This window comes from Nonomuraea turcica (genome assembly GCF_030718205.1).
Lineage (GTDB): Bacteria > Actinomycetota > Actinomycetes > Streptosporangiales > Streptosporangiaceae > Nonomuraea.
Window position 1 is genome coordinate 94911 of the sequence record NZ_JAUZQF010000021.1, and the last position, 23043, is coordinate 117953.

Annotated in this window: 20 protein-coding genes and 1 other RNA gene; 9 read left to right on the forward strand and 12 right to left on the reverse strand. The window is 71.4% G+C overall.

The window, feature by feature from the left end:
- Window positions 1–16 precede the first annotated feature (16 nt).
- From Q9G87_RS42660 to Q9G87_RS42675, 4 genes are all read right to left on the reverse strand, one after another.
- Window positions 17–973 (reverse strand): helix-turn-helix transcriptional regulator, encoded by a 957-nt coding sequence (locus Q9G87_RS42660; protein WP_305922321.1) that lies wholly within the window; start codon window positions 971–973, stop codon window positions 17–19.
- Window positions 974–1028: 55 nt separating this feature from the next.
- Entirely contained in the window at window positions 1029–1382 is a 354-nt protein-coding gene (locus Q9G87_RS42665; RefSeq protein ID WP_305922322.1) for a VOC family protein, read from the reverse strand.
- 33 nt (window positions 1383–1415) lie between these two features.
- On the reverse strand, window positions 1416–2852 hold the full coding sequence (locus Q9G87_RS42670) for an Nramp family divalent metal transporter (protein WP_305922323.1): 1437 nt from the start codon (window positions 2850–2852) through the stop codon (window positions 1416–1418).
- 65 nt (window positions 2853–2917) lie between these two features.
- Window positions 2918–3700, reverse strand: coding sequence for a GNAT family N-acetyltransferase (locus Q9G87_RS42675; RefSeq protein ID WP_305922324.1), 783 nt, complete (start codon window positions 3698–3700; stop codon window positions 2918–2920).
- 98 nt (window positions 3701–3798) lie between these two features.
- Between Q9G87_RS42675 and Q9G87_RS42680 the strand changes: the two genes are divergently transcribed.
- Window positions 3799–4200, forward strand: a complete 402-nt coding sequence (locus tag Q9G87_RS42680) for an SSI family serine proteinase inhibitor (RefSeq protein WP_305922325.1) — start codon at window positions 3799–3801, stop codon at window positions 4198–4200.
- 41 nt (window positions 4201–4241) lie between these two features.
- On the opposite strand, the gene Q9G87_RS42685 is transcribed toward Q9G87_RS42680, so the two are convergent.
- Window positions 4242–5270, reverse strand: a complete 1029-nt coding sequence (locus Q9G87_RS42685) for a dipeptidase (protein WP_305922326.1) — start codon at window positions 5268–5270, stop codon at window positions 4242–4244.
- Window positions 5271–5331: 61 nt separating this feature from the next.
- Window positions 5332–6786 carry a flavin-containing monooxygenase gene (locus Q9G87_RS42690; protein WP_305922327.1) on the reverse strand — a complete coding sequence of 485 codons (1455 nt, stop codon included), beginning with the start codon at window positions 6784–6786 and terminating at the stop codon, window positions 5332–5334.
- 116 nt (window positions 6787–6902) lie between these two features.
- Here Q9G87_RS42690 and Q9G87_RS42695 point away from each other — a divergent pair, with 116 nt between their 5' ends.
- The 8 genes from Q9G87_RS42695 to Q9G87_RS42730 all read left to right on the forward strand — a co-directional run bounded on the left by Q9G87_RS42695 (window position 6903) and on the right by Q9G87_RS42730 (window position 13469).
- The gene (locus tag Q9G87_RS42695; RefSeq protein ID WP_305922328.1) at window positions 6903–7703 is read left to right on the forward strand and encodes a Nif3-like dinuclear metal center hexameric protein; all 801 of its coding nucleotides are present in this window, start codon (window positions 6903–6905) and stop codon (window positions 7701–7703) included.
- A gap of 2 nt (window positions 7704–7705) precedes the next feature.
- A complete protein-coding gene (locus tag Q9G87_RS42700; protein WP_305922329.1) occupies window positions 7706–8446 on the forward strand; it encodes a zinc ribbon domain-containing protein in 741 nt (246 codons plus the stop codon).
- Window positions 8443–9666 (forward strand): bifunctional RNase H/acid phosphatase, encoded by a 1224-nt coding sequence (locus Q9G87_RS42705; RefSeq protein ID WP_305922330.1) that lies wholly within the window; start codon window positions 8443–8445, stop codon window positions 9664–9666. Before Q9G87_RS42700 ends, Q9G87_RS42705 begins: the two co-directional genes overlap by 4 nt.
- 147 nt (window positions 9667–9813) lie before the next feature.
- Window positions 9814–10203, forward strand: an RNA gene (rnpB, locus tag Q9G87_RS42710) — RNase P RNA component class A.
- A 173-nt stretch (window positions 10204–10376) separates the two neighbouring features.
- Window positions 10377–10787, forward strand: coding sequence for a TOBE domain-containing protein (locus Q9G87_RS42715; protein WP_305922331.1), 411 nt, complete (start codon window positions 10377–10379; stop codon window positions 10785–10787).
- Window positions 10788–10798: 11 nt separating this feature from the next.
- On the forward strand, window positions 10799–11590 hold the full coding sequence (gene modA / locus Q9G87_RS42720; protein WP_371825913.1) for a molybdate ABC transporter substrate-binding protein: 792 nt from the start codon (window positions 10799–10801) through the stop codon (window positions 11588–11590).
- 5 nt (window positions 11591–11595) lie between these two features.
- Window positions 11596–12441 (forward strand): ABC transporter permease, encoded by an 846-nt coding sequence (locus tag Q9G87_RS42725; protein ID WP_305922332.1) that lies wholly within the window; start codon window positions 11596–11598, stop codon window positions 12439–12441.
- The gene (locus tag Q9G87_RS42730) at window positions 12438–13469 is read left to right on the forward strand and encodes an ABC transporter ATP-binding protein (protein WP_305922333.1); all 1032 of its coding nucleotides are present in this window, start codon (window positions 12438–12440) and stop codon (window positions 13467–13469) included. Before Q9G87_RS42725 ends, Q9G87_RS42730 begins: the two co-directional genes overlap by 4 nt.
- A gap of 15 nt (window positions 13470–13484) precedes the next feature.
- Here Q9G87_RS42730 and Q9G87_RS42735 read toward each other — a convergent pair whose 3' ends face one another.
- The 6 genes from Q9G87_RS42735 to Q9G87_RS42760 all read right to left on the reverse strand — a co-directional run bounded on the left by Q9G87_RS42735 (window position 13485) and on the right by Q9G87_RS42760 (window position 23039).
- Complete coding sequence (locus Q9G87_RS42735) at window positions 13485–14363, reverse strand: serine hydrolase (protein WP_305922334.1); 879 nt, start codon at window positions 14361–14363, stop codon at window positions 13485–13487.
- Between the two features lie 84 nt (window positions 14364–14447).
- The gene (locus Q9G87_RS42740; RefSeq protein WP_305922335.1) at window positions 14448–18014 is read right to left on the reverse strand and encodes a serine/threonine-protein kinase; all 3567 of its coding nucleotides are present in this window, start codon (window positions 18012–18014) and stop codon (window positions 14448–14450) included.
- A 46-nt stretch (window positions 18015–18060) separates the two neighbouring features.
- Window positions 18061–19437, reverse strand: a complete 1377-nt coding sequence (locus Q9G87_RS42745; protein WP_305922336.1) for an L-serine ammonia-lyase — start codon at window positions 19435–19437, stop codon at window positions 18061–18063.
- The gene (locus Q9G87_RS42750; RefSeq protein ID WP_305922337.1) at window positions 19434–19997 is read right to left on the reverse strand and encodes a sarcosine oxidase subunit gamma; all 564 of its coding nucleotides are present in this window, start codon (window positions 19995–19997) and stop codon (window positions 19434–19436) included. The genes Q9G87_RS42745 and Q9G87_RS42750 overlap by 4 nt, the downstream gene beginning before the upstream one ends.
- A complete protein-coding gene (locus tag Q9G87_RS42755; protein WP_305922338.1) occupies window positions 19990–22764 on the reverse strand; it encodes an FAD-dependent oxidoreductase in 2775 nt (924 codons plus the stop codon). The genes Q9G87_RS42750 and Q9G87_RS42755 overlap by 8 nt, the downstream gene beginning before the upstream one ends.
- The gene (locus Q9G87_RS42760) at window positions 22761–23039 is read right to left on the reverse strand and encodes a sarcosine oxidase subunit delta (protein ID WP_305922339.1); all 279 of its coding nucleotides are present in this window, start codon (window positions 23037–23039) and stop codon (window positions 22761–22763) included. The genes Q9G87_RS42755 and Q9G87_RS42760 overlap by 4 nt, the downstream gene beginning before the upstream one ends.
- Window positions 23040–23043 lie beyond the last annotated feature (4 nt).

Genomic DNA, 23043 nt, shown 5'->3' on the forward strand with positions numbered 1-23043 from the left:
AGCGGGTCGACAGGTCTTACCGGCCGCTGACCGCCCGCCTGTAGCGCTCCGACAGCCGCAGCACGTGCTCGGCCAGCTCCGGCGGGTCGAGCACCTCGAAGTCCACGCCGATGAACCCGATCCACACGGCCATGCCGTTCAGGTCGTCACCGCCCAGCTTGAGCAGGCAGGACGAGTCGTCGACCGGCTCCACCTCCAGCCCGAGCGGCAGCGCGGTGAGCTGGTCGGCCGGGGCGTGCACCAGCACGGTGCCGCGGTAACGCCACATGGCCGTGTTGACGCCTTTCTCCACGTACGCCGCCACGTCGCCGTTCTCCGGCAGCTCGCGGGGGATGAACCGGGGCCCGCCCGGGGTGCGAAGGAACACCCGGTCCACCCGGAACGTCCGCCAGTCCCGCCGCTCGACGTCGTATCCCACGAGATACCAGCGGCCGCGCCGGTGCACCAGACGGTAGGGGTCGACGTTGCGCATGGTGGTCTCGCCGTCGTGGCCCGTGTAGTCGAAACGCAGCCGCTCGTGGTCGCGGGCCGCGTTCGCGATCGTGGTCAGCACCTCAGGGTGCACCGACGGGCCGCTGCGGGCGATCTGCACGGTGTAGGTGTTGAGCGCGTTCACCCGGCGGCGCAGCCGGTTCGGCAGCACCTGCTCCAGCTTGGCGAGAGCGCGGAGCGAGGCCTCCTCGATGCCCTCGACGCCGCCGCCCGCCGCCCTGCCGAGCCCGACCGCGACCGCCACGGCCTCCTCGTCGTCGAGCAGCAGTGGCGGCAGCGCGGCCCCCGCGCCCAGGCGGTAGCCGCCCGCGACGCCTGGCGTGGCGTGCACCGGGTATCCCAGCGAGCGCAGCCGCTCGATGTCGTTGCGGATCGTCCTGGTCGAAACCCCGAGCTTGGCCGACAACGCGGGGCCGGACCACTCGCGGTGCGCTTGGAGGAGGGAGAGCAGTTTGAGCAGGCGGGCCGAGGTTTCCAGCATGGCACCCAGTCTGCCTGCTCATGCGGAAAGATTCCTTCCGCATTCGCAGAGCTCGTCAGCTCAGATCGTGGGCCGTCTGGTGGCGTGGCTCGTACAGCCCGAGCCGCCCGCCTCCGGGCAGCGTGATCGCCGTGAGCAGTCCCCACCCCTGGTCGCTGACCGGATCGGCGAACTCCACCCCCTTGGCCCGGAGCTCCTCCATCGTGCGCTCCAGGTCGTCGCACATCAGGTAGAGCTCATGGGTCTCGGCCGTGTCCGCGGGATGCACGGCGACCTCGGCGGGCGGCAGCTTGAAGATCAGCCAGCCGCCGCCCGCGTCGACGTTCGGATAGCCGAGCACGTCGCGGAGGAACGTGCGATCGGCATCCGCGTCCCGGCTGTAGATGATCAGATGCGCTCCATTGATCATCTGACCACAATACGCCCGCGGGTCAGCGAACCGTCACGACCCGCCGAACAACCGCTGCGCCTGCTGGATGCCGACGATCACGGTCAGCGTGCCGAAGAAGGCCACCGACCAGATCAGCGCCCCCAGCCGGAACGAGCGCACCTTGATGGCGTCGGGCAGCGCCCGCCGGTTGAGGATGATCAGCAGGATCGAGTACACGAACATCATCACGGCCGCGAAGGACGCCGAGAACACCAGCAGGATCAGCGGCTGGTCGAAGCCCAGCAGCAGGATCCCGATGCCGATCAGCACCATCGCCCAGACGGTGTAGAAGTAGATCGTGTTCACGGACGCCGGCTTGTCGCGCAGGTAGACCGTCTTGATCGTGTCGGAGGCCAGCCGCGAGGTGTAGTCGACGATGCCCATGGCCGAGGCGAACAGGGCCAGCGCCCCGATCAGCCAGAACAGCACCCCGAACCAGGGACCGACGAGGCTCTGCAGCGCCTCGCCCTCGACCTTCAGGAAGCCGATGCTGTTGGCCAGCCCTTCCTTGCCGAAGACGGTGGAGTAGGCCAGCATCGACATGAGCGCGATCGTCACGAACGACACCATCGCGAAGGTCCACGCCTGCTCGACGTTCGCGAAGCGCCACCACTGCCGCCACCGCGCCAGGTTCTCCTTGGTGGGCGCGAACTGGAACCCGGTCGACGCGGCCGCTTCCTCCTGCCCGGTCACGGGGCTGACCAGGCGTGGCACGTACGCGCCCATGCCGAAGCCCTTGTCACGGATCCAGTTGCTCTGGCACAGGTTCTGGCCGCCGCCCGCGCCGGCGTACGCGATGGCGCCCATCAGCAGCGCGAAGTCCAGTGGCGGCACCGGGAACCTGGCCCCGACGGTGAGCCCCTTGCCGAGCTCGACCCAGCTGTCGGCGTTGATCGCGAAAATGGTCGCGACCACGATCAGCGTCGCGACCAGTCCGATCTTCACGAAGATCACCCGTTCCAGCGCCGTGTAGATCACCGGCGCCAGTGTCAGCCCGAGCGCGATCACGATGAGCATGCCGATGGCGATCCACCGGACGCTGCTCGCGTTGGAGCCGGTCAGGTAGGTCACCATGGTCGCCGAGCTGGTCACCCATCCCGGCCACAGGTTGGAAGCGAGTGTCATCAGCACGAAGACGAGTCCCCAGTGCCGCCACATCCGGCTGAAACCGGTCAGCGCGGTCTCGCCGGTGGCCAGCGTGTAGCGCTCGATCTCCATGTTGAGGAACCACTGGGTGATGATGCCGATCGCGGCTCCCCAGACGAAGATGAGCCCGACCTGGGAGGCGATGTAAGGCCAGAGGATGAATTCGCCCGACGCCAGCCCCACCCCGGCTCCCACCAGACCGGGGCCGATGATGCGCCACTTCGAGGAGGGCGGGTCGGGCAGGTCGCGAAGGGTGACGGGGGGCAGGACGCGCGCAGGAACAGTGGGGGTGAACTCCGCCATGCGGATCTCCTTGTTCGACTTACCTATCCGTCACATTACAGAGACCCGAAACACTGGTGGAATAGCTAGTTAACCACCACTATGTACTCTCCGCGGTCGGTGAATCCCACCACGCGTCCACCCCCGCCCATCAGGCCGCCGAGCACGGTTCGCACCGCCGTCCGCCACTCCCTCGCGGCAGCCGGATTCGCCCGCCGCAATGCCTCGATGTCGTGCGGCGTCCCCACCAGAACCACGTCCCCCTGCACCCCTCTTACGACGGGCCGCTCACCCTCGCAGTCCAGCAGGACGGGCAGGGTCTCGACCTGGAGGTCACCCGGGCCGTGATCGTCCTGGGCCACCTGCCACACCGCGAGCAGCCGGTCGGAGGCGTCACCCTCGTTGATCGCATCCGCCATCGCCCCGTAGAAGTCCTCCAGGTACGTCTTCGGCATGGCGCCCAGCTTGACGAGGTTGAACCGGGCGTTTCTCCGTACGAGCGGGTCGAACGTCCATGTGATCTTCTTCAGCCCGTGCTCCAGGCACCAGTCCCGCTGGTGCAGCTTCAACGCGTAGCCGATGCCCCGGCCCATGAGGGCGCCGGTCACGTGCGAGTGCAACGCCTGCCCGGCGGCCATGAACCCGACGGACGCGCCGACGAGCGTGCTCCCGTCGAAGGCGCCGGCCACGTAGTTGCCCGTGTGTGCGAACCCGATCATCAGGTCCACGGGGGCGGGCGCGTTGTGCGGATCCGGATGCCAGATCTGGTCGAAGAGCCGGTAGGCCTCGCGGAACTCGTCGATCTCCCGCAACTCCCTGACGACCACGCCGGCCTTGGCCGCCGCTTCCTCGCTGCTCTGCCTGCTCATGCCCCCCATTGTGACCGTGCCGCCGCGAGAAGATGGCCATCCACGCTCAGTCGTGGTCCAATTACCCTCTGTAGTATCCTGTTGACCAGGGAGGTCTCATGAACGTCGGGCTCACTGCCGCCCGCAGGGCGGCCGCGTTCGGGATCTGCGTCGCCGCGATCCTGACCACGCCGTTCGGCGCGCTGCCCGCCGGCGGCGCCGTCGCGGGCGCGAAGCTGCGCATCACCGTCACTCCCGATGCCGGCGGCGGCGCCTACGCGGTGCGGCTCATGTGCGACCCCGACCGAGGGGGTCACCCGCGTCCGGCGGCGGTGTGTGACGCGTTGCGCGCGGTCGACGGGCGCATCGAGGCCCTGGACCTCAATCCCGGCGCCTGCCCGATGGTCCATCTCCCGGTCGAGGTGGAGGTGTCCGGGGACTGGCGCGGCCGGCCGATCGCGTATCGCAAGGTGTTCTCCAACACCTGCGTGATGAACAGGTCGCTCAGCCCGCTCGTCTAGCCGCGTTCGCGGCCTGGCCTGTTCGGAGGCTCCGCCGTCGATCAGGCCAGACGCTCACCGAAGAACCGGTGCACGTTCCCACCGATGATCTTCATGACGTCCTTCTCCGGCAGGCCGCGGGTGAGCAGGCCCTCGGTGACCATGGGCAGGCCGGAGGGCCCCTCCAGGCCGGGCACCGCGGACTTCGGGTTCACGCCTCTGGAGAAGACGCCCTCGCAGCACGGTGGCGTCAGGTCCTCCATGACCTCGCGGATGAAGTCGGGGCCGAGTCCCACGTGGTCGATGCCGGCCACGTCGGCGACGTGTTCGATGTGGTCGAGCAGGCGCTCGAGCGTCATGTCCTCCTCCCGGTCGGCCAGAAAGGGGGCGAAGAAGTTGACGCAGACCACGCCTCCGGTGGCGGCCACCCCGCGCAGTTGCTCGTCGGTGAGGTTGCGGTGGTGGTCGCGCAGCGCGCGGGCGGCGGAGTGGGTGGCCATCACCGGCTTGGTGGCTAGTTCCAGGACGTGGGCGACACCGGAGGCGCCCAGGTGGGAGACGTCGAAGACGATGCCGAGCCGCTCCATCTCGGCCAGGGCGGCGACGCCGTGCGAGGTCAGCCCGCTGCCCGTGGCGTCCTCGCCGCTGCCGTCGGCCAGTGGTGTGCGGCCGAAGTGCGCGATGGAGGCCACCCGCACGCCGAGGCGGTGCATGGTCGAGATCAGCTCGACGTTGGCGTCCAGGCCGGGCATGCTCTCCAGCGCCAGCAGCAGGGCGATCTTGCCGTCGGCGAGTGCTCTGTCGATGTCGCCGGCGTGGAGGCAGATGCGGACGTGGTCGGCGTTGGCCTCGGCGAGCACGTGCGCGCACTCGATCATCCGCAGCGTCTGCCGCAGCGCGCCCTCCGGCCGATATTGGTCGTCGATGAAGACGGGCAGGACCTGCAGATCGACCCCGCCCGCGAGGAGCTGGGGCAACCATTGCTCGCGGAAGAACGAAGCCCACTGCTGCGGCGGGCGGGCGGAGACGGCCATCAGCAGATCGTTGTGAGTGTCGGCCACGACGGCACGCTGGTGCAGGGCAAGCGTCATGATTGGACGTTACCCTGGGCGCTCGGCCCGGTCATAGCCCGCGGCTTGAGCGCCTGATCATCTAGCCCGCGGCGACCGGCTGATAGGCGGGGAGCGGCGGCTTGGCCGTCAGCCTGCGGTAGAGCGTCGTGGTGCCGGGCCAGTTGTTCGTGACGCGGCCCTGCGGCGTCCTGTACCAGCTGTGACAGCCTCCGCCCCACACCATCCGGCTCATCGCCGCGTCGAGTTGCCTGCTCCACGCCGCCATCGCCGCGGGCCGCACCTCGATCGGTCCGTGCGCCGACACGTGCGGCAGGCACGACATGATGTGGCGCACCTGGCATTCGATCATGAAGATGATGGAGCTGTGCCCGAGGTTCGTGTTCGGGCCGTAGAGCAGGAACATGTTGGGGAAGTTCGGCACGGAGATGCCCAGGTACGCCTCCGCCCCGCCGGTCCACTGCTCCCGCAGCGACCGGCCGCCGCGCCCGGTGATCTCCATCGGGGCCAGGAACTCGGTGCTCTGGAAGCCGGTCGCGTACACGATCGTGTCGACTTCGCGCAGGCCCTCCGTGGTCTCGACGCCCTCCGGCGCGATCCGGACGATCTTGTCGGTGACCACGTCGACGTTGTCCCTCGTCAGCGCCGGATAGAAGGTGCTGTCGATGACGACCCGCTTGCAGCCGGGCGGGTAGTCGGGCGTGAGCTTGGCCCGCAGGTCCGGGTCGGGCACCTGGTCGCGCAGGTGCCGCAGCGCCCGCTTCTTCAGCAGTCCGGCGCTCCAGCCCTGGGCGAGCGCGGGGTAGAGGGTGGCCTCGGCGTACCGGTAGATCCACTCGCGGTAGGCCCGCTGGAGGCCGGGGACGAAGCGGAACGCACGTGTGGCCAGAGGTCCGAACGTGGCGTCCGGCTTGGGGATCACCCAGTTGGGGGTGCGCTGGAAGACGTGCAGCCGCTCGACCTGCTCGGCGATCCGCGGGATGAACTGGGCCGCCGACGATCCGTTCCCGATCACGGCGACGCGCCTGCCGGTGAGGTCGTGGTCGTGGTTCCAGCGGGCGGAGTGGAAGGAGACGCCCGCGAAGTCCGGCAATCCCGCAATGTCCGGCAGACGGGGGCGGTTGAGCTGCCCGACGCCCATGACCATCACGTCGAACGCCTCCGTACGCTCCTCGCCGGCGCCTGAGGCGGTGGTGAGCCGCCACTGGGAGTCGTGGAAGGCGGCCCGGCGGACCGCGGTCCCGAAGCGGATTTTTCGCCTGACGTCGTACTTATCGGCGCAATGCTCTAGATATCCGAGAATTTCGGGCTGCGCCGGGTAGCGGCGGGTCCAGCTCGTGTACTTCTCGAACGAGTAGGAATACAAATGCGAGGGAATGTCGCAGCCCGCACCCGGATAACTGTTGTCACGCCAGGTGCCGCCGAGGTCCCCTGCCTTCTCGAACACGGTGTAGGAGTGGATCCCGGCCCGTTCGAGCTGGATCGCCATGCACAGTCCGCCGAATCCCGCTCCGACGATCGCGACGTTTGGTGCCATGCCGTCCTCCGCGTGTCAGTATCCACTTACCGTATGCCGAACCCCGTACCGGCGACACCCCCTGCAGAGCCCCACGAACCCCTCCCGCGTGCCGATAGTCTGCGCAGGTGGCTGCTGTGACGTTGACGGATGTGATCGAGGTGCTCGAGGCGGCCTATCCGCCCGCCCGGGCCGAGTCGTGGGACGCGGTGGGGCTGGTCTGCGGGGATCCGGCCCAGGAGGTGCGGCGGGTGTTGTTCGCGGTCGATCCGGTCGCGGTCGTGGCCGAAGAGGCCCTGGAGTGGAGCGCCGACCTGATCGTCACTCACCATCCCCTCTACCTGCGCGGCACCACGAGCGTCGCCGCGACGACCCCAAAGGGCCGGCTCGTCCACACTCTGATCAAGAACGACGTCGCCCTCTACACCGCCCACACCAACGCCGACGTCGCCAACCCCGGCGTGTCGGACGCGTTGGCCAGAGCCGTCGGGCTGACCGGCGACCTGGTGCCGCTCCAGCCCTTCCCCGACGACCCCTGGCGCGGGCTGGGCCGCATAGGGGAGCTGCCGGAGCCGGCGACGCTGGGCGAGTTCGCGGCCCAGGCCGCCAAGGGGCTGCCGCACACCTCGTGGGGGGTCCGCGCGGCCGGCGATCTGTCCAGGACGGTGCGGCGGGTGGCGGTCAGCGGCGGCGCGGGCGACTCGCTCCTCGGCACGGCCGCGGCCGCCGGGGTCGACGTCTTCCTCACGGCCGACCTGCGCCACCACCCGTCGAGCGAGTTCATCGAGGCGGGCGGGCCTGCGCTGATCGACGCCGCGCACTGGGCGACCGAGTGGCCGTGGCTCGACAGCGCGGCGTCCATCCTGCACGCCAGTGGCGTTAACGTTGAAACACGTGTCTCCGCCACGGTCACCGATGCTTGGACAAGAGGATATTGATCATGAAAGCAGCCCCTGAAGCCCAGAAGAGACTGCTCGACCTGGCAGAGCTCGACTCCGTGATTGACCGGCTGGCCCACCGCCGCCGCACCCTTCCCGAGCTGGCCGAGATCGATGAGCGGTCGAAGCAGTATGCCAGGCTCGCCACGCAGGTCATCGAGGCCCAGACCGAGGCCGGCGACCTGGCCCGCGAGCAGACCAAGGCGGAGAGTGACGTCGACGCCGTGCGCACGCGCGCCGACCGTGACCAGAAGCGCCTGGACTCCGGCGCCGTGACGTCCCCGCGTGACCTGGCGAGCCTCCAGTCCGAGATCGCCTCGCTGCAGAAGCGCCAGGGCGATCTGGAGGAGATCGTCTTGGAGATCATGGAGCGCCGCGAGGCTGCGGACACCAAGGCGACCGACCTGGTGGCGCAGCGCGACGAGGTGGCCGCCGCCGTGTCCGCCGCCGAGGGCCGGCGTGACGCCGCGCTCAAGGAGATCGACAAGGAGGCGGCCGAGGTCCAGGGCCGCCGCTCCGCCGTCGCCGGCGACATCCCCGCCGACCTGATGGCGCTCTACGTGAAGCTCAGGGACCAATACGGCGTGGGTGCCGCCATGCTGCACGGCGGCCGGTGCCAGGGCTGCAAGGTGGCCCTGTCCATCGCCGAGATGAACCGCATCAAGGCCGCACCCCATGACGAGGTGCTGCGCTGCGACGAGTGCCGCCGCATCCTCGTACGGACGGCAGAGTCCGGGCTGTGACGCACTACGTCATCGAGGCCGACGGCGGCTCGCGCGGCAATCCCGGCCCCGCCGGCTACGGCGCGGTCGTCACGGACGCCGCGGACGGCCAGGTGCTGACGGAGTCGGCCGAGGCCATCGGCGTCACCACCAACAACGTCGCCGAATACCGCGGGCTGATCGCCGGCCTCGAGGCCGTGCTCCGCCTGGGCGGCGAGGGCGCGCAGGTGGCCGTGCGGATGGACTCGAAGCTGGTCATCGAGCAGATGGCGGGCCGCTGGAAGATCAAGAACGAAGGGCTGCGCCCGCTCGCGCAGGAAGCGGCGGCGCTGGCCCGGCGGCTGCGGGTCACGGAGTGGACCTGGATCCCGCGCGAACGCAACAAGCACGCCGACCGCCTGGCCAACGAGGCCATGGACGCCGCCGCCAAGGGCCTGACCTGGAAGGCCGGCGGCACCACCGACCTCCACGCGCAGGAGGGGGTGCGCACCCCGGCCACCCGCCGGACGGATCTCCTCGACGCCGGCGACATTTCCGAACTATCCGCCCCAGCCGCCTCCGTCGCCGCGGCCCAGCAGCGCGTCAAACCCACCGGCACCGGCACCGGCTGGGCTCCGCCCACCCGCGTAGCCACCTCGCTGCTCCTCCTCAGGCACGGTGAGACCGAGCTGTCCCTGGAACGCCGGTTCTCCGGCCTGGGCGACCCCGAGCTCACGCCCAACGGCCTCGCGCAGGCGTCGGCCGCCGCCGACCGGCTGTCGCGGGAGCCGTACCGGCCGGATGTGATCGTCACCTCCCCGCTCAAGCGCGCCCGTCAGACCGCGGCCGCCGTCGCCGGGCGGACCGGTGTCGACGTCGAGGTGGTCGAGGACCTCAGGGAGGCCGACTTCGGCGCCTGGGAGGGCCACACGTTCACCGAGGTCCAGCGGAAGTGGCCGGCCGAGCTCGCCGCCTGGCTCGCCGACCCGGCCACCGCCCCGCCCGGCGGGGAGAGCTTCGCCACGGCCGCACGCCGCGTCCAGGCGGCGGGGGAGCGGCTGGTTGAGCGATACGAGGGCAAGACCGTTCTGGCGGTCTCGCACGTGACCCCCATCAAGATGCTCCTGAGGCTCGCCCTCATGGCCCCGCTGGAGTCGATTTACCGGATGCACCTCGACCTGGCGTGCCTGTCGCTGATCGAGTACTACGCGGACGGCCCGGCCGTGGTGAAGTCGTTCAACGACACCTCGCACCTGCGCTGAGGTGTCGGGGCCGTGCCGGGTTCCGCCAGGAGCACCCGGCACGGCCGCCGGCGCATCGCCCCCCTCGGGCGATGACATGCCCCATTCCAGCGCGGCGATCTTGCGGCTGAGTTGGGAACCGCTTGGGACTTGATAGTGTTCGATAGACGAGTCGGCCGGGCGACCGCGTCGAGCCCGCGAGGGCTCGCCGAGGAAGGTCCGGGCTCCACAGGGCAGGGTGGTCGGTAACGCCGACCCGGGGTGACCCGCGGGACAGTGCCACAGAAAGCAGACCGCCTCCCGGTCCACGGGAGGTAAGGGTGAAAGGGTGGTGTAAGAGACCACCAGCGCCCACGGTGACGTGGGCGGCTAGGTAAACCCCACCTGGAGCAAGGTCAAGAAGGGACGCTCTCCGGAGCGTTCTGCGCGCGACGTTCGAGGGCGGCCCGCCCGAGCCGCGCGGGTAGACCGCTTGAGGCCGCCGGCAACGGCGGTCCTAGATGGATGGTCGCCCCTTCGCACGAAGGACAAAACCCGGCCTACAGGCCGACTCGTCACTCTCCGCCTCTCTGACCTGGGGCGGAGCTGTGTCTTTTTATGGTGGGATTCACGCAGCTCGCGGAGCGTTCCCTGCCGTCTCGTGGATGCCATGGCAGAAGGCCGAACCGCACTGCTGTTGCGGCGGAAGAAGGGCCTTCAGGCTGGCAAGTGCGAGGGGTATGGTGTCGGTTGTGACGACGTTTCGGATCAGCGAGGCCGCCGCGCTCCTGGGGGTGAGTTCCGACACCGTCCGCCGCTGGGTGGATGCCGGACGGTTGACGGCCGAGCGGGACGAGCACGGTCATCGGCAGGTGAACGGTGCGGACCTGGCCGCGTTCGCCCGCACCCAGGTCGAGGCGCCCGACGGCGGTCGTTCCTCGGCGCGCAACCGTTTTCGCGGGATCGTCACCGAGGTGATCCGCGATGCGGTGATGGCGCAGGTGGAGATCGCCGCGGGGCCGTTCCGGGTGGTGTCGCTGATGAGCCGCCAGGCTGCCGACGAGCTCGGCCTGGAGGCGGGGGTGGTGGCGGTCGCCGTGATCAAGTCCACCAACGTCGTCGTCGAGACTCCCGGTCAGGAACGCGTGGCCGGCAGCCCATGAAGGAGCTCTTGGTGTCCAGGCGTCTTTCCCGATGGGTTCTCGCCCTTCCCGTCGCGCTTGTGGTCGCGGGGCTGTCCGGCTGCGGCTCCGGCCAGTCGGCCGGCACGTCGGCGTCCTCTGCCGGGGGCGGGGCCAAGGAGGTGACGGTGTTCGCCGCGGCGTCGCTGACCGGTACGTTCACCGAGCTCGGCAAGGCCTTCGAGGCCGCTCATCCGGGCACGACGGTGAGGTTCAACTTCGGCTCCAGCGCGACTCTGGCCCAGCAGATCACCCAGGGCGCGCCGGCCGACGTCTTCGCCGCCGCGAGCCCGGCCACCATGAAGACGGTGACCGACGCCGGGCTGGCGAGCTCGCCGACCACTTTCGTGCGTAACAAGCTGCAGATCGCCGTGCCCGCGGACAACCCGGGCAAGGTGGACGAGCTGAAGGATCTGGCCGACCCGAGGGTGAAGGTGGCGCTGTGCGCCGAACAGGTGCCGTGCGGGGCCGCTGCGATCAAGGCGTTGGGCGCGGCCGGGCTCAAGGTCACCCCCGTTACCTTGGAGCAGGACGTCAAGGCCACGCTGACCAAGGTCGAGCTGGGCGAGGTGGACGCGGCGCTGGTCTACAAGACCGACGTGATCGCCTCGGCGGGCAAGGCGAAGGGCATCGACTTCCCCGAAGCCGACCAGGCGATCAACGACTACCCGATCGCCGCGCTGACCAAGGCGCCCGCCGGTGACCTGGCACGGCAGTTCGTGGACCTGGTCCTGTCGCAGCAGGGCAAGGACGTGCTGGTCAAGAGCGGCTTCGAGGCGCCCTGATCCGCATGGTCACTCCTGAGCGCACCGATCCGGACAGGGCCGCCGGACGTTCGGCGGCCCCCCGTCAGAGGTCCGGCCGCCTGCCCTGGATGCTGGTGCTGCCCGCGCTGCTCGGGCTGGCGTTCCTGGTGCTGCCGCTGGCCGGGCTGCTGATCCGCGCTCCCTGGTCCACGCTGCCGCAGCGGCTGGCCGAGCCGCACGTGCTGGAGGCGCTGCGGCTGTCACTGGTGTGCGCCACCATCGCCACCACGCTGTGCCTGCTGCTCGGCGTGCCGCTGGCCTGGCTGCTGGCCCGGGTCGACTTCCCCGGCCGGCGGGTGGTGCGGGCTCTGGTGACCGTCCCGCTGGTGCTGCCCCCGGTGGTCGGCGGTGTGGCGCTGCTGCTGGTGCTGGGGCGGCGCGGCCTGCTCGGGCAGTGGCTGGAGTCCACGTTCGGGGTCACGTTGCCCTTCACCACGGCGGGGGTCGTCGTGGCCGAGGCGTTCGTGGCGATGCCGTTCCTCGTGATCAGCGTCGAGGGCGCGTTGCGCGGCGCCGACCAGCGCTTCGAGGAGGCCGCCGCGACGCTCGGGGCCTCGCGCTGGGTCGTCTTCCGCCGCGTCACCCTGCCGCTCATCATGCCGGGCGTGGTGGCCGGGGCGGTGCTGTGCTGGGCTCGGGCGCTGGGCGAGTTCGGCGCCACGATCACGTTCGCGGGCAACTTCCCCGGCACGACGCGGACGATGCCGCTGGCGGTCTATCTGGCGCTGGAGACCGACCCTGAGGCGGCGATCGTGCTCAGCCTCGTCCTGCTGGCCGTTTCGGTGATCATCCTGGCCAGCCTGCGCGACCGGTGGGTGAACAGCCCATGACCCTCGACGCTCACCTGGTGGTCACCCGGCCCGCCTTCGCCCTCGACCTCGCCCTGGAGGTCGCCGCCGGGGAGGTGGTGGCGCTGCTCGGCCCCAACGGCGCGGGCAAGACCACCGCACTGCGCGCCCTGGCCGGCCTGACCGCCATGACCGGCGGACATGTGGTCCTGGACGGCGACCCCGTGCACGACCTGGCCGCCGAGCAACGCCCGATCGGCATGGTCTTCCAGGACTACCTGCTCTTCCCGCACCTGTCCGCCCTGGACAACGTCGCCTTCGGGCCGCGCTGCCAGGGCGCCTCCAAGAGCGAGGCCCGCCGCACCGCTGCCGCCCTGCTGGAGCACGTCGGCCTGTCGGCCCACGCCGCCGCCAAACCCCGGCACCTGTCCGGCGGCCAGGCCCAGCGCGTCGCCCTGGCCCGCGCGCTGGCCGTACGGCCACGCCTGCTGCTGCTGGACGAGCCGCTGGCCGCGCTGGACGCCCACACCCGGCTGGAGGTGCGCTCCCAGCTACGCCGCCATCTGGCGGACTTCGACGGCGCCACGGTCCTGGTCACCCACGATCCGCTCGATGCCATGGTGCTGGCCGATCGGCTGATCGTCATCGAGAACGGCGCCGTGGTGCAGGAAGGCGCCCCGGGCGAGGTATCCCGCCGGCCGCGTACCGACTATGTCGCCCGCCTGGTGGGACTCAACCTGTACCGAGGGACGGCCGACGGGCCCCGGGTCAAGGTGGGCGACCTGGTGATCACCACGTCGGACCGCCTGGAGGGGGCGGTGTTCGTCGCGTTCCCGCCGGCGGCCGTTGCCCTTTACCGCACCCGGCCGGACGGCAGCCCCCGCAACGTCTGGCAGGCCCGCATCGACGGCATCGAACGTCACGGCGACAACGTCCGCGTGCACCTCGACGGCCCGATCACCGCCTTCGCCGACATCACCCCCGCCGCCCTGGCCGACCTCGACCTGACGCCCGGCCAGCAGGTGTGGGCCTCCGTCAAGGCCACCGAGACCCACACCTATCCCGCATGAGGGCGGCCCCACCGCCTACGAAGCCGCCCGGGACATGGCCTTGGTGACGAGCCGGCTCACCCGCTCCACCGCCTTGACGCCCGCGCCCATCGAACCGTGCCGCTCCGAGATCACCGCGATCAGGTACGTATGTCCGCGATCCCGTACCCGCCCGATGCTGTTGACCGTCCACAGCCCTCCGTGCCGTGGGTGCGGCAGCCAGCCGTTCTTGAGCGCGACGTCCGCGCCCTCGCGCCCGGACGCGCTGATGCCCCACGCCTGCTCGGCCGTCACGCCGGCCATCAGCCCGAGCACGTACCTGCGGTTCTTCGCCGACAGCGGGCTCTTGGGCGAGGTGAGCGCGGTCAGCAGGCGGACCTGGTCGGCGGCGCTGGTGGCGGTCGCTCCCCACGCCCCGCCCGGTCCGGGGCGCGTGTCGCGCAGGCCGAACTTCTTGTTGGCGGCGGCCAGCCCGGACGCGCCGCCGATGGCCGACCACAGCGTGGAGGCGGCGGTGTTGTCGCTGACCTTGATGGCTCGCGCGGCGGCACGCCGTTCCCAGGCGCTGAGGCCGCGGCGCTGGCGCTGGGCCCTGAGCAGCAGCGCCATCACGATGTCCACCTTGACGATGCTGGCCGTCGCCGTCCTGAGCCCGCGGTTGTAGGAGTAGGACCGCCCGGTGGACAGGTCATGAGCCGTCACCGCGAACCGGCCTGGGAGGTCCTTCAAGGCGCGGGTCAGGGCCTTCTTGTACGAGGACGACGGCTTCGGCTTCTGCTCCGCAGCGGGCGCCGGAGCCGGGGTCGTGAGCATGGCGACGGGGACGGAGATGAGGGGGACGGGATCGGGTAGCGGGGCGCTCGACGTGAGGACGATCAGCGGCGCGAGCGCCGCCACGACGGGCAAGGGGTGCATGGCAGGAGCATCCCGATGGAGGTGTTTCCGCCGCGTTAGCCATGCGTAACAGTGCTCAGCGAGCTTCCACCGAAGCGGCCGCCTCTAAGCGGGACAAACCTCCCGGTAAGCCAGATCGGCTCCCACGTGCTCGCGCCATTCCTCGCGAGTGAGCCGGCGGCCCGCCCGCTCGCACACGGCCCGGACGGCCCGCGCGGGGTCGACCGGCAGGTCCTGGAACGCGCCGTCGTGCCCCACCACGTGCAGAGTCGAGCCGTCGCGCGTGAAGGCGAGCGCGGGCATGGGGTCGTCCATCGCGTACGGGTCGAACGCCCCAGTGGTCACGGTCCAGGCGGCGCCGAGCTGACGCCCCGCGACCGCGTCGAACAGCGTCACCCTGGTGTCGTGGGCCACCGCCAGGAGCCGTCCGTCAGGGGAGAACCTCGCCCCCACCACGTCTCCCGCCACCCTGAACACCTGACCCGTCGTACGCCAGGTGCGGGTGTCCCACAGGACCACCGCCCTGCTCCCGTACGGTGAGACGGCCAGCCGGCCCTTCGGGGCGAGCGTCATCCAGTTCTCCGCCAGCGTGCCGGGGCCTTGCGCATGGGGCAGCACCTTGCGGGAGACGAGGTCGATGACGTCGGCACCACCGCGGTCGGCGGTGACGAGGAACCTGCTGTCGGAGCTGAAGGACAGCGGGCCTCCCGCGACCGGGCTGAACCGCATCACCCGCTTGCGCCGCGCGAGATCGATGACGACGACGTCGCCCCCGCCGTAGTAGTCGCCGGCCAAGGCCTGGCTGATGGCGAGCAGCCGGCCGTCGGGGCTGATCTGCATGTCCGCCCTGCTGTCCACCGAGCTCAAGGGCACGCTGCCCAGCTTGCGCCCGGACGCCGCGTCCCAGAACGCGGGGCCCGTGGTGAGGTCCTCCGTGGAGATGGTGACGACCGTACGCCCGTCGGGGCTGACCCGCGTGATCGCCCCACCCTCCGTGGGCGCGCGCAGTCGCCCGGTCTGCGTGAAGCCGGGCACCGACCAGCTGCGCACGGTCTGGCCCGTCCGGGCGAACAGCAGGTCGCCCGACGCGGTGAACCGCGGCTGCAGGGCATCGTCAGGCAGGACACGCCGGGGACCGGTCTGCAGGCTGATGTCGTAGGTGGTCACCCGCCCGGCGTCGTCCAGGATGCTCAGCGTGCGATTTCCGGGGCCGAACCGCGGTGATCCGACGATCCTGGAGGCGACGGTGAGCCGCAGAAGCGGGGCCGCGTCGTCCAGCCGCCACAGTGTGAGACGACCGCCCGCCCAGTTCCCGAAGGTGATCAGGAACCGGCCGTCGTCGCTGAAGACGGCTTCGGTGGCGTGCCCGGGGAAGACCCGCCGCTCCCGCCTGCCGGTGGACAGGCTCCACAGGGTCGTTCTCTTCTCGTCTCCCACGGTGGCCAGCGCGCCGTCGGGGCTCAAGGAGAGGACCTGCCCCGGCAGGGCGCTGGGGAGCCGCTTGCCCGCAGGCGTTCCCCAGCCGGGGAAGGTCCGCAGCGCGGACTCGGTGCGGTCCTCGGTGATCTCGACGGCGCCGAAGCGGTCGCCGGGTCCGAGCCGCGCGTTGCTCAGGTAACCGCTCGGCTTGTCCAGCGCCCGCCGGGCCACGTTCCACAGCCCCACGTACGGCCCGCCCAGATTGTCGCGCACGACGATGTAGCCACCGCCGGGGCTGAACTCCATGCTGTCCGGGCGGCCGTCGTTGCTGGTCGACTCCTCAGGTGTCCACTGGCCCTCGCCCAGCCGCTTGCCGCCGCGCAGGCTCCACAGCTCCATCCTGCTGCCTCGCGCGAGCGCCAGCGTGTCACCGTCGGGGCCCACCGCGGCGGTGACGGGCGCCTCGCCGATCCCGCCGAAGGTCCTCACCGGACGTCCCGTCGCCATGTCGTAGGCGGTCACCCGGCCGGCCCCCGCGCTCACCAGCGTCCGCCCGTCAGGGCTCAGTGCCCGCCCCTCGTTGGCCGGGGCGGGATCGGTGAAGACCGACTGCTCCTGCTGGGCGAGCGAGCCCAGCACCGCCGATCCCGCCTCGGGAACCCGTGCGATGCGGTAAGCCGCCACGCTGAGCAGCATCGCCTTCACCGGGTCGGTCCTGCGCAGCGCGTCCGCCTGCAGCGCCACCCGCCGGGCCGCGGCCTGTGCCCGCTCCTCGGCCAGGCGCCTGCCGGCCTCGTCACTCTTGAGCGACTGCTGCCAGGCGAGGGCGCCGGCGGTGAGCGAGGCGACGAGCAGCACCGCCACGCCGGTGGTGACCAGGCGGCGCAGCCTGCCCTGACGGACCGATCCGGCCCGGCTCGCCTCGACGAACTCCCGCTCCGTGGTGTTCAGGGTCAGGGACGCGCCCTGAGTCCACTCCAGCGCCTGGCGCAGGGCGGCGCCCCGAAGGAGGTCCTCGGGGCGGCGGCCGTTCCGCGCCCACCGGCGGGCGGCCTCGCCCAGCTCACGGTGGCGGCCGAGCGCGTCGCGGTCGCCGGTCACCCACTCGTGCAGCCGAGGCCAGGCGTACAGCAGGGCGGCGCTGCCGATGGCGACCCCGTCCGCCTTGCGGCGGACCAGCGTGGCCTCCTCGAGCGCGGCGAGCACCCGCTCGGTGGCCTCGTGGCGTACGTCGAGGAGCTCGTCCACGCCGGCGGTGCGCGGCACCTCGTCGCCGTCGCGCACGTCCACCAGCCGCAGCAGCAGATCACGCGCTACCTGGCGCTCGGACGCCGGCAGTGCGGCGTAGAACCGCTCGGCCACCGTGCCGAGCGCAGGGTCGGCGGCCGGCTCACCGGGAGGCCGCACGCCGGCGGCGGCCTGGGCGCCCTCGGCCAGCATCGCGCGCCCCCTGCCACCGAGCAGCGTCAGCAGCAGGCTCTGCGCGGAGGGACGTGCGGCCGGGACCTTCGACAGCGCGGCGCGGACCAGCTCGCGCAGCCCCTCGGGCAGGACGTCGAGGTCGGGGTCGTGATTGAGCAGGCGGTTGATGACCGCGATCGTCGTCGGGGCGGTGAAGGCGTCGCGTCCCGTCGCGGCGAACAAGACCACCGCACCCCAGGCGAACACGTCGGCCGCCGGCTCGGCGCGGCCCCCGGAGAACAACTCCGGCGCCATGTACATCGGGGTGCCGGCCAGCTCGCCCGTCGAGGTCATCGACAGGCCCGCGGCCCGGGCGATGCCGAAGTCGATCACTCGGGGCCCGTCCGGCCCCAGCAGGACGTTCTCCGGCTTCAGATCGCGGTGCACCACGCCCGCCTGGTGGATGGCGGCCAGCGCGGTGGCCACGCCCACGGCCAGCCGGTGCAGCGGGTCACCCGAGAGCGGAGCCCCCTCCGAGATCGCCGCACGCAGGCTCGGCCCGGGGACGAACTCGCTGACGATGTACGGGCGCTCGCCTTCGAGGTCGTGATCCAGGATGCGGGCCGTGCAGAACGAGGCCACCTGCTGCGCGGCGGTCACCTCGCTGGTGAAGCGGCGGCGCAGAGGGGAGTCGCCGGACAGGTAGGCGTGCAGGACCTTGACCGCCACGCGGTTGGCCGCCTCGTCGTAGCCCTCGTAGACGACGCCTTGGCCGCCTGAGCCGAGCCTGCTCGCCAACCGGTAGCGGCCCAGCCTCGACGGATCCCCCGGGCGCAGCCCGTCTGCTGTCATGGTTGCTTAGACAGCCGATCATCGGATCTGGTTCGGGTGGCGGTGCCTAGCACTCGATGACGTTGACGGCGAGGCCGCCGCGCGAGGTCTCCTTGTACTTGTCCAGCATGTCCCGGCCGGTATCGCGCATCGTCTTGATGGCCTTGTCCAGCGAGACGAAGTGGCGGCCGTCGCCGCGCAGCGCGATCCTGGCCGCGGTGATGGCCTTGATGGAGGCGACCGCGTTGCGTTCGATGCACGGGATCTGGACCAGGCCGCCGATAGGGTCGCAGGTCAGGCCCAGGTTGTGCTCGATGCCGATCTCGGCGGCGTTCTCCACCTGCTCGGGCGTGCCGCCGAGAACCTCGGTGAGCCCGGCGGCGGCCATGGCGCAGGCCGAGCCGACCTCGCCCTGGCAGCCCACCTCCGCACCGGAGATCGAGGCGTTCTCCTTGATCAGCACGCCGATCGCCGCCGCCGTCAGCAGGAAGCGGACCACGCCCTCGTCGTCGGCGCGGGGGATGAATCTCGTGTAGTAGGTCAGGACGGCGGGGATGATGCCGGCCGCGCCGTTCGTCGGCGCGGTCACGATGCGGCCCCCGGCGGCGTTCTCCTCGTTGACCGCCAGCGCGAACAGCGACACCCAGTCCATGGCCTGCAACGGGTCCTTCTCCGGCGACTCGCTGCGCAGGCGCCGGTGCAGGCCGTGCGCGCGGCGCTTGACGCGCAGGCCGCCGGGGAGCACCCCCTCCCGCGAGATCCCGCGTTGGACGCACTCCGACATGACCCAGCACAGGTTCAGGATCCCCGCGCGGATCTCCGCCTCGGTGCGGCCGAAGGCCTTCTCGTTCTCCAGCATCAGCCCGGAGATCGACAAGCCTGTATTCGAGCAGTGCTTGAGCAGCTCCTCGCCGGTGGTGAACGGGTAGGGGAGCACGGTGTCGTCCGGCTTGATGCGGTCGGCGCCGGTGGCGTTCTCGTCCACGACGAAGCCGCCGCCGACCGAGAAGTAGACCTTCTCCCGCAGCGTGTCGCCGTCCGCGGTGTAGGCGGTGAAGCGCATGCCGTTCGGGTGCTCGGGGAGGGAGATCTTGCGTTCGAAGATCAGGTCCTCGCCGACGACGAAGGGGATCTCGTGGGTGCCGTAGAGGTTGACGGTGCCGGAGGCGCGCATCGCGGTCAGGCGGTCGTCGATGGTGTCCACGTCCACGAGTTCGGGCTTCTCGCCCGACAGGCCCAGCAGGACGGCCTTGTCGCTGCCATGACCCTTGCCGGTCAGGCCCAGCGAGCCGTACAGGATGGCCTGGACGCGCGCCACGCGCGGCAGCAGGCCGTCCTCGTGCAGGCCGCGGGCGAACTTGTGCGCGGCCGCCATCGGGCCGCCCGTGTGCGAGCTGGACGGGCCGATACCGATCTTGAAAAGGTCGAAGACGCCGATGCTCATGTCACATATTCCGTCGCCGCGTCCAGCAGCCACTCGGCCAGATAGGCCGCGAACGACGAGCGTACGAGCACCAGGAACCCCTCCTGCTGGGGGAGCAGCACGACCTGGGCGCGCGCCAGCATGGTCTGCGCGCACGCGCCCGGGCCGAACACCGAAGGGTGCAGGTCGAGGGCACAGCCGTGGGCCAGCAGGTCGCGTGCCCGAGGGCCGCCGACCAGGAGGGTGGTGCGTTGCGCCGACACGTCCACCACGGAGCCGTGCCGGTCGCCGAGGGCCGCGCGCAGCGGCTCGGCGTCATACCCGTCGGGCCCGATCACCAGCCACTCGTCGGGCCCGACCCAGGCCACGGTCACCTCGCCGGAACGCACGGCGGTGCCCGGCGAGACCGGCAGCGCGACGCCGAGCGCCCGCCCGAGGCCGGCGGCGGCCGGGCTCTCCGGGTCCACACGTACGTTGATCTGGCGGAGAAAGGGGATCTCCGCCAGCGTCAGCGCCTCGCTCTTGGACGCGGTCGCGAACCGGTCGGCGAAGGCCGCGGCCGGACTCCTGCGCTCAGCCATCGCGGCGTGCTCCTTCCGGGTCGTACAGGACGTGAGAGGTCACGGTGACGGGCACCAGGGCGTCGCCGACCGGTGCGTAGAGCCGTTCGCCGACCCGTCCCTGCCCGCCGCTGACCAGCGCCAACGCGAACGTGCGGCCCAGCGCGGCGCTGCGGTAGCTCGAGGTCACGTGCCCGAGCATCGGCACGGGCGGCTCGGGCAGGCCGGCGGACTCCACCACGTGCGTCCCCTCGGGCAGCAGCAGAGCGGGGTCCTCGGGGAGCAGCCCGACGAGCTGCTTGCGGTCCGCGCGGACCGTGTCGGCCCGGGCGAACGAGCGCTTGCCGATAAAGTCGGCCTTCTTCTTCGACACCACCCACGACATGCCCAGGTCCTGCGGCGTGACCGTGCCGTCGGTGTCCTGCCCGACGATCGGGTAACCCTTCTCGGCCCGCAGCACGTGCATGGTCTCGGTCCCGTACGGCGTGACGACCCCGGTGTCCATGATGGCCTCCCACAGGGCCAGGCCCTCCCACGAGGTCACGTTGATCTCGTAGGCCAGCTCGCCCGAGAAGCTGATCCGGCACACCCGCGCGGCCATCCCCGCGACCTCCGCCTCCCGCCAGGTCATGAACGGGAACTCGGCCGCGCCGACGGCCAGACCGGGGGCGAGCCCGGCCAGCACCTCGCGCGACCCGGGACCGACCAGCGCCACGGTGGCCCACTGCTCGGTGACCGAGGTGAGGTGGACCCGCAGCCACGGCCACTCGGTCTGCAGCCACTCCTCCATCCAGTCCAGGACGGCCGCGGCATTGCCCGTGGTGGTGGTGACGAGGAAGTGGTCCTCGGCGAGCCTGATGACGGTGCCGTCGTCGAAGACCATGCCGTCGGCCCGGCACATCACGCCGTACCTGATGGCGCCGACGGCCAGCGTGCTCATCATGTTCGTGTAAAGCCGGTCGAGGAACTCCGCCGCGTCGGGCCCGATCACGTCGATCTTGCCGAGCGTGGAGGCGTCCATCGCCGCCGCACCCTCCCGCGCCGCCCGGCACTCGCGCAGCACCGCGGCCTCCATGTCCTCGCCGGGACGGGGGTAGTACCACGGCCGCTTCCACTGGCCGACGTTCTCGAACAGCGCGCCGTGCGCGACGTGCCACTCGTGCAGCGCGGTGACCCGGACCGGATCGTGCAGCGCGCCGCGGTCGCGCCCGGCCAGCGCCGCGAAGCTCACCGGCGTGTACGGCGCCCGGAACGTCGTGCTGCCCAGCTCACCCACCGGAACGCCCAGCGCGTGCGCCATGACGGCCGTGGTCAGCAGGCCGGAGGTCTTGCCCTGGTCATGGGCCGTGCCCGCGGTGGTGTACCGCTTGACGTGCTCGACCGAGCGCAGCCCCGCGCCGGTCGCCCGCAGCACGTCCGCCACGGTCACGTCCCGCTGCAGGTCGACGAAGTGGGTACCGTAGTCCGTGGCGGGCACCAGCCAGTACGGCTCGCCCGCGGCCGAGGCCGGGCCGCCACCGCCGCTCGCGCCGTCCTCCAGGCATCCAGCCAGTGTGAATACGCCCCTGGCCGCGCCCGCCACCTCCACCGCCTGCCGGGACGCGCCGGGCACCAGCGTGCCCAGCGCCTCGTCGTAGCGGAGCGTCCCGCCCGACTGGCTGAACAGGTGCACCACCGGGTTCCAGCCCCCGGAGACCAGCAGCAGGTCGGCGTCGAACGACCGCTCGCCCGCGGCGGCCGCGCCGTCGTCCGGACGCCGCCCCACCAGGACCGAGGAGACCTGCCCGTCCCCGGCGGCGGCCGTCACCACGTGCCCGGTCAGCACCTCGATGCCGGCCTCGCGCGCCCGCTCGGCCCAGCCCGCGCCGGGCGCCGGCCGCACGTCCGCGATGGCCACCACATTCACGCCCGCACCGGCGAGGTCCAACGCGGCCGCATAGGCGCTGTCGCCGGTCGTGAACACCACCGCCCGGCTCCCGGGCAGCACGCCGTACCGGTTGACGTACGTCCGCGCCGCGCCCGCCAGCATCACGCCGGGCAGGTCGTTGCCCGCGAAGGCGATCGGCCGCTCGTGCGCGCCGGTGGCCAGCACGACCCGCCGCGCCCTGATGCGCCACACGCGCTCCCTGGCCACGTGCGCGGGCGCCGCCCCGCCGAGGTGGTTGGTGCGCCGTTCGACGGCGATGAGGTAGTTGTCGTCGTAATAGCCGAAGACCGTGGTGCGCGGCAGCACCGTGACCTCGGGCAGGCCCGCCAGCTCCGCCGCGACCGCCCCGGCCCATTCGGCGGCCGGCAGGCCCGCCAGCTGCTCGGTTGTGCCGAGCAGGCTGCCGCCGGGCTCGGGCTGCTCGTCGGCGAGGATCACGCGGGCGCCGGTGCGCGCGGCCGCCCGGGCCGCGGACAGCCCGGCGGGGCCCGCGCCCACCACCAGCACGTCGCAGTGGGCGTGAATGGCGTCGTAGCGGGCCGGGTCGGGCTCGGCGGCCAGGCGGCCCTGGCCGGGCAGCCCGCTCGCGACCAGGCCGTCGTACAGCTCGACGGTGGTCGCCGTCAGCATGGGCTCGGGGAACGGCTCCTCGATCTGCACCAGCGCGCTGGGCTCCTCGCTGCCCGCGGCGACGATCCCGCGCGGGCGGCCGAGCTTGACGCTCGTCGCGATCTGGCGCACACCGTTGGCCAGCAGCGCCGAGGCGAGCGTGTCGCCGGGGTGGCCCGTGTAGTCGCGGCCGTCGAAGCGGAAGCGGAGCGTGCGGGTGCGGTCGACGCGCCCGCCGCTCTCGCGCCTCACGGCGTCACCGGCCGGGGTTCGCCCACCCGGTAGACGGCGTGGATCTCGTTCGTGGCGGTGTCGCGTACGGCGTTGAACCAGCGGCGGCAGCCCGCGGAGTGGCTCCACCGCTCGGCGAACGACCCCTTGGGGTTGTCACGGAAGAACAGGTAGCGGGCCCACTCCTCATCGGAGAGCGCACCCGGGTCCTCCGAGTAGGCGACGTGGGCCTGACCGCCGTAGTGGAACTCGGCCTCGTCTCGAGGGCCGCACCAGGGACAGGGAATCAGCAGCATCGTG

What these genes read in the sequence shown, in the direction of transcription:
- Q9G87_RS42660 (WP_305922321.1), bottom strand. Translation starts at nt 973, where the DNA reads ATGCTGGAAACCTCGGCCCGCCTGCTCAAACTGCTCTCCCTCCTCCAA.
- Q9G87_RS42665 (WP_305922322.1), bottom strand. Translation starts at nt 1,382, where the DNA reads ATGATCAATGGAGCGCATCTGATCATCTACAGCCGGGACGCGGATGCC.
- Q9G87_RS42670 (WP_305922323.1), bottom strand. Translation starts at nt 2,852, where the DNA reads ATGGCGGAGTTCACCCCCACTGTTCCTGCGCGCGTCCTGCCCCCCGTC.
- Q9G87_RS42675 (WP_305922324.1), bottom strand. Translation starts at nt 3,700, where the DNA reads ATGAGCAGGCAGAGCAGCGAGGAAGCGGCGGCCAAGGCCGGCGTGGTC.
- Q9G87_RS42680 (WP_305922325.1), top strand. Translation starts at nt 3,799, where the DNA reads ATGAACGTCGGGCTCACTGCCGCCCGCAGGGCGGCCGCGTTCGGGATC.
- Q9G87_RS42685 (WP_305922326.1), bottom strand. Translation starts at nt 5,270, where the DNA reads ATGACGCTTGCCCTGCACCAGCGTGCCGTCGTGGCCGACACTCACAAC.
- Q9G87_RS42690 (WP_305922327.1), bottom strand. Translation starts at nt 6,786, where the DNA reads ATGGCACCAAACGTCGCGATCGTCGGAGCGGGATTCGGCGGACTGTGC.
- Q9G87_RS42700 (WP_305922329.1), top strand. Translation starts at nt 7,706, where the DNA reads ATGAAAGCAGCCCCTGAAGCCCAGAAGAGACTGCTCGACCTGGCAGAG.
- Q9G87_RS42725 (WP_305922332.1), top strand. Translation starts at nt 11,596, where the DNA reads ATGGTCACTCCTGAGCGCACCGATCCGGACAGGGCCGCCGGACGTTCG.
- Q9G87_RS42730 (WP_305922333.1), top strand. Translation starts at nt 12,438, where the DNA reads ATGACCCTCGACGCTCACCTGGTGGTCACCCGGCCCGCCTTCGCCCTC.
- Q9G87_RS42735 (WP_305922334.1), bottom strand. Translation starts at nt 14,363, where the DNA reads ATGCACCCCTTGCCCGTCGTGGCGGCGCTCGCGCCGCTGATCGTCCTC.
- Q9G87_RS42740 (WP_305922335.1), bottom strand. Translation starts at nt 18,014, where the DNA reads ATGACAGCAGACGGGCTGCGCCCGGGGGATCCGTCGAGGCTGGGCCGC.
- Q9G87_RS42745 (WP_305922336.1), bottom strand. Translation starts at nt 19,437, where the DNA reads ATGAGCATCGGCGTCTTCGACCTTTTCAAGATCGGTATCGGCCCGTCC.
- Q9G87_RS42750 (WP_305922337.1), bottom strand. Translation starts at nt 19,997, where the DNA reads ATGGCTGAGCGCAGGAGTCCGGCCGCGGCCTTCGCCGACCGGTTCGCG.
- Q9G87_RS42760 (WP_305922339.1), bottom strand. Translation starts at nt 23,039, where the DNA reads ATGCTGCTGATTCCCTGTCCCTGGTGCGGCCCTCGAGACGAGGCCGAG.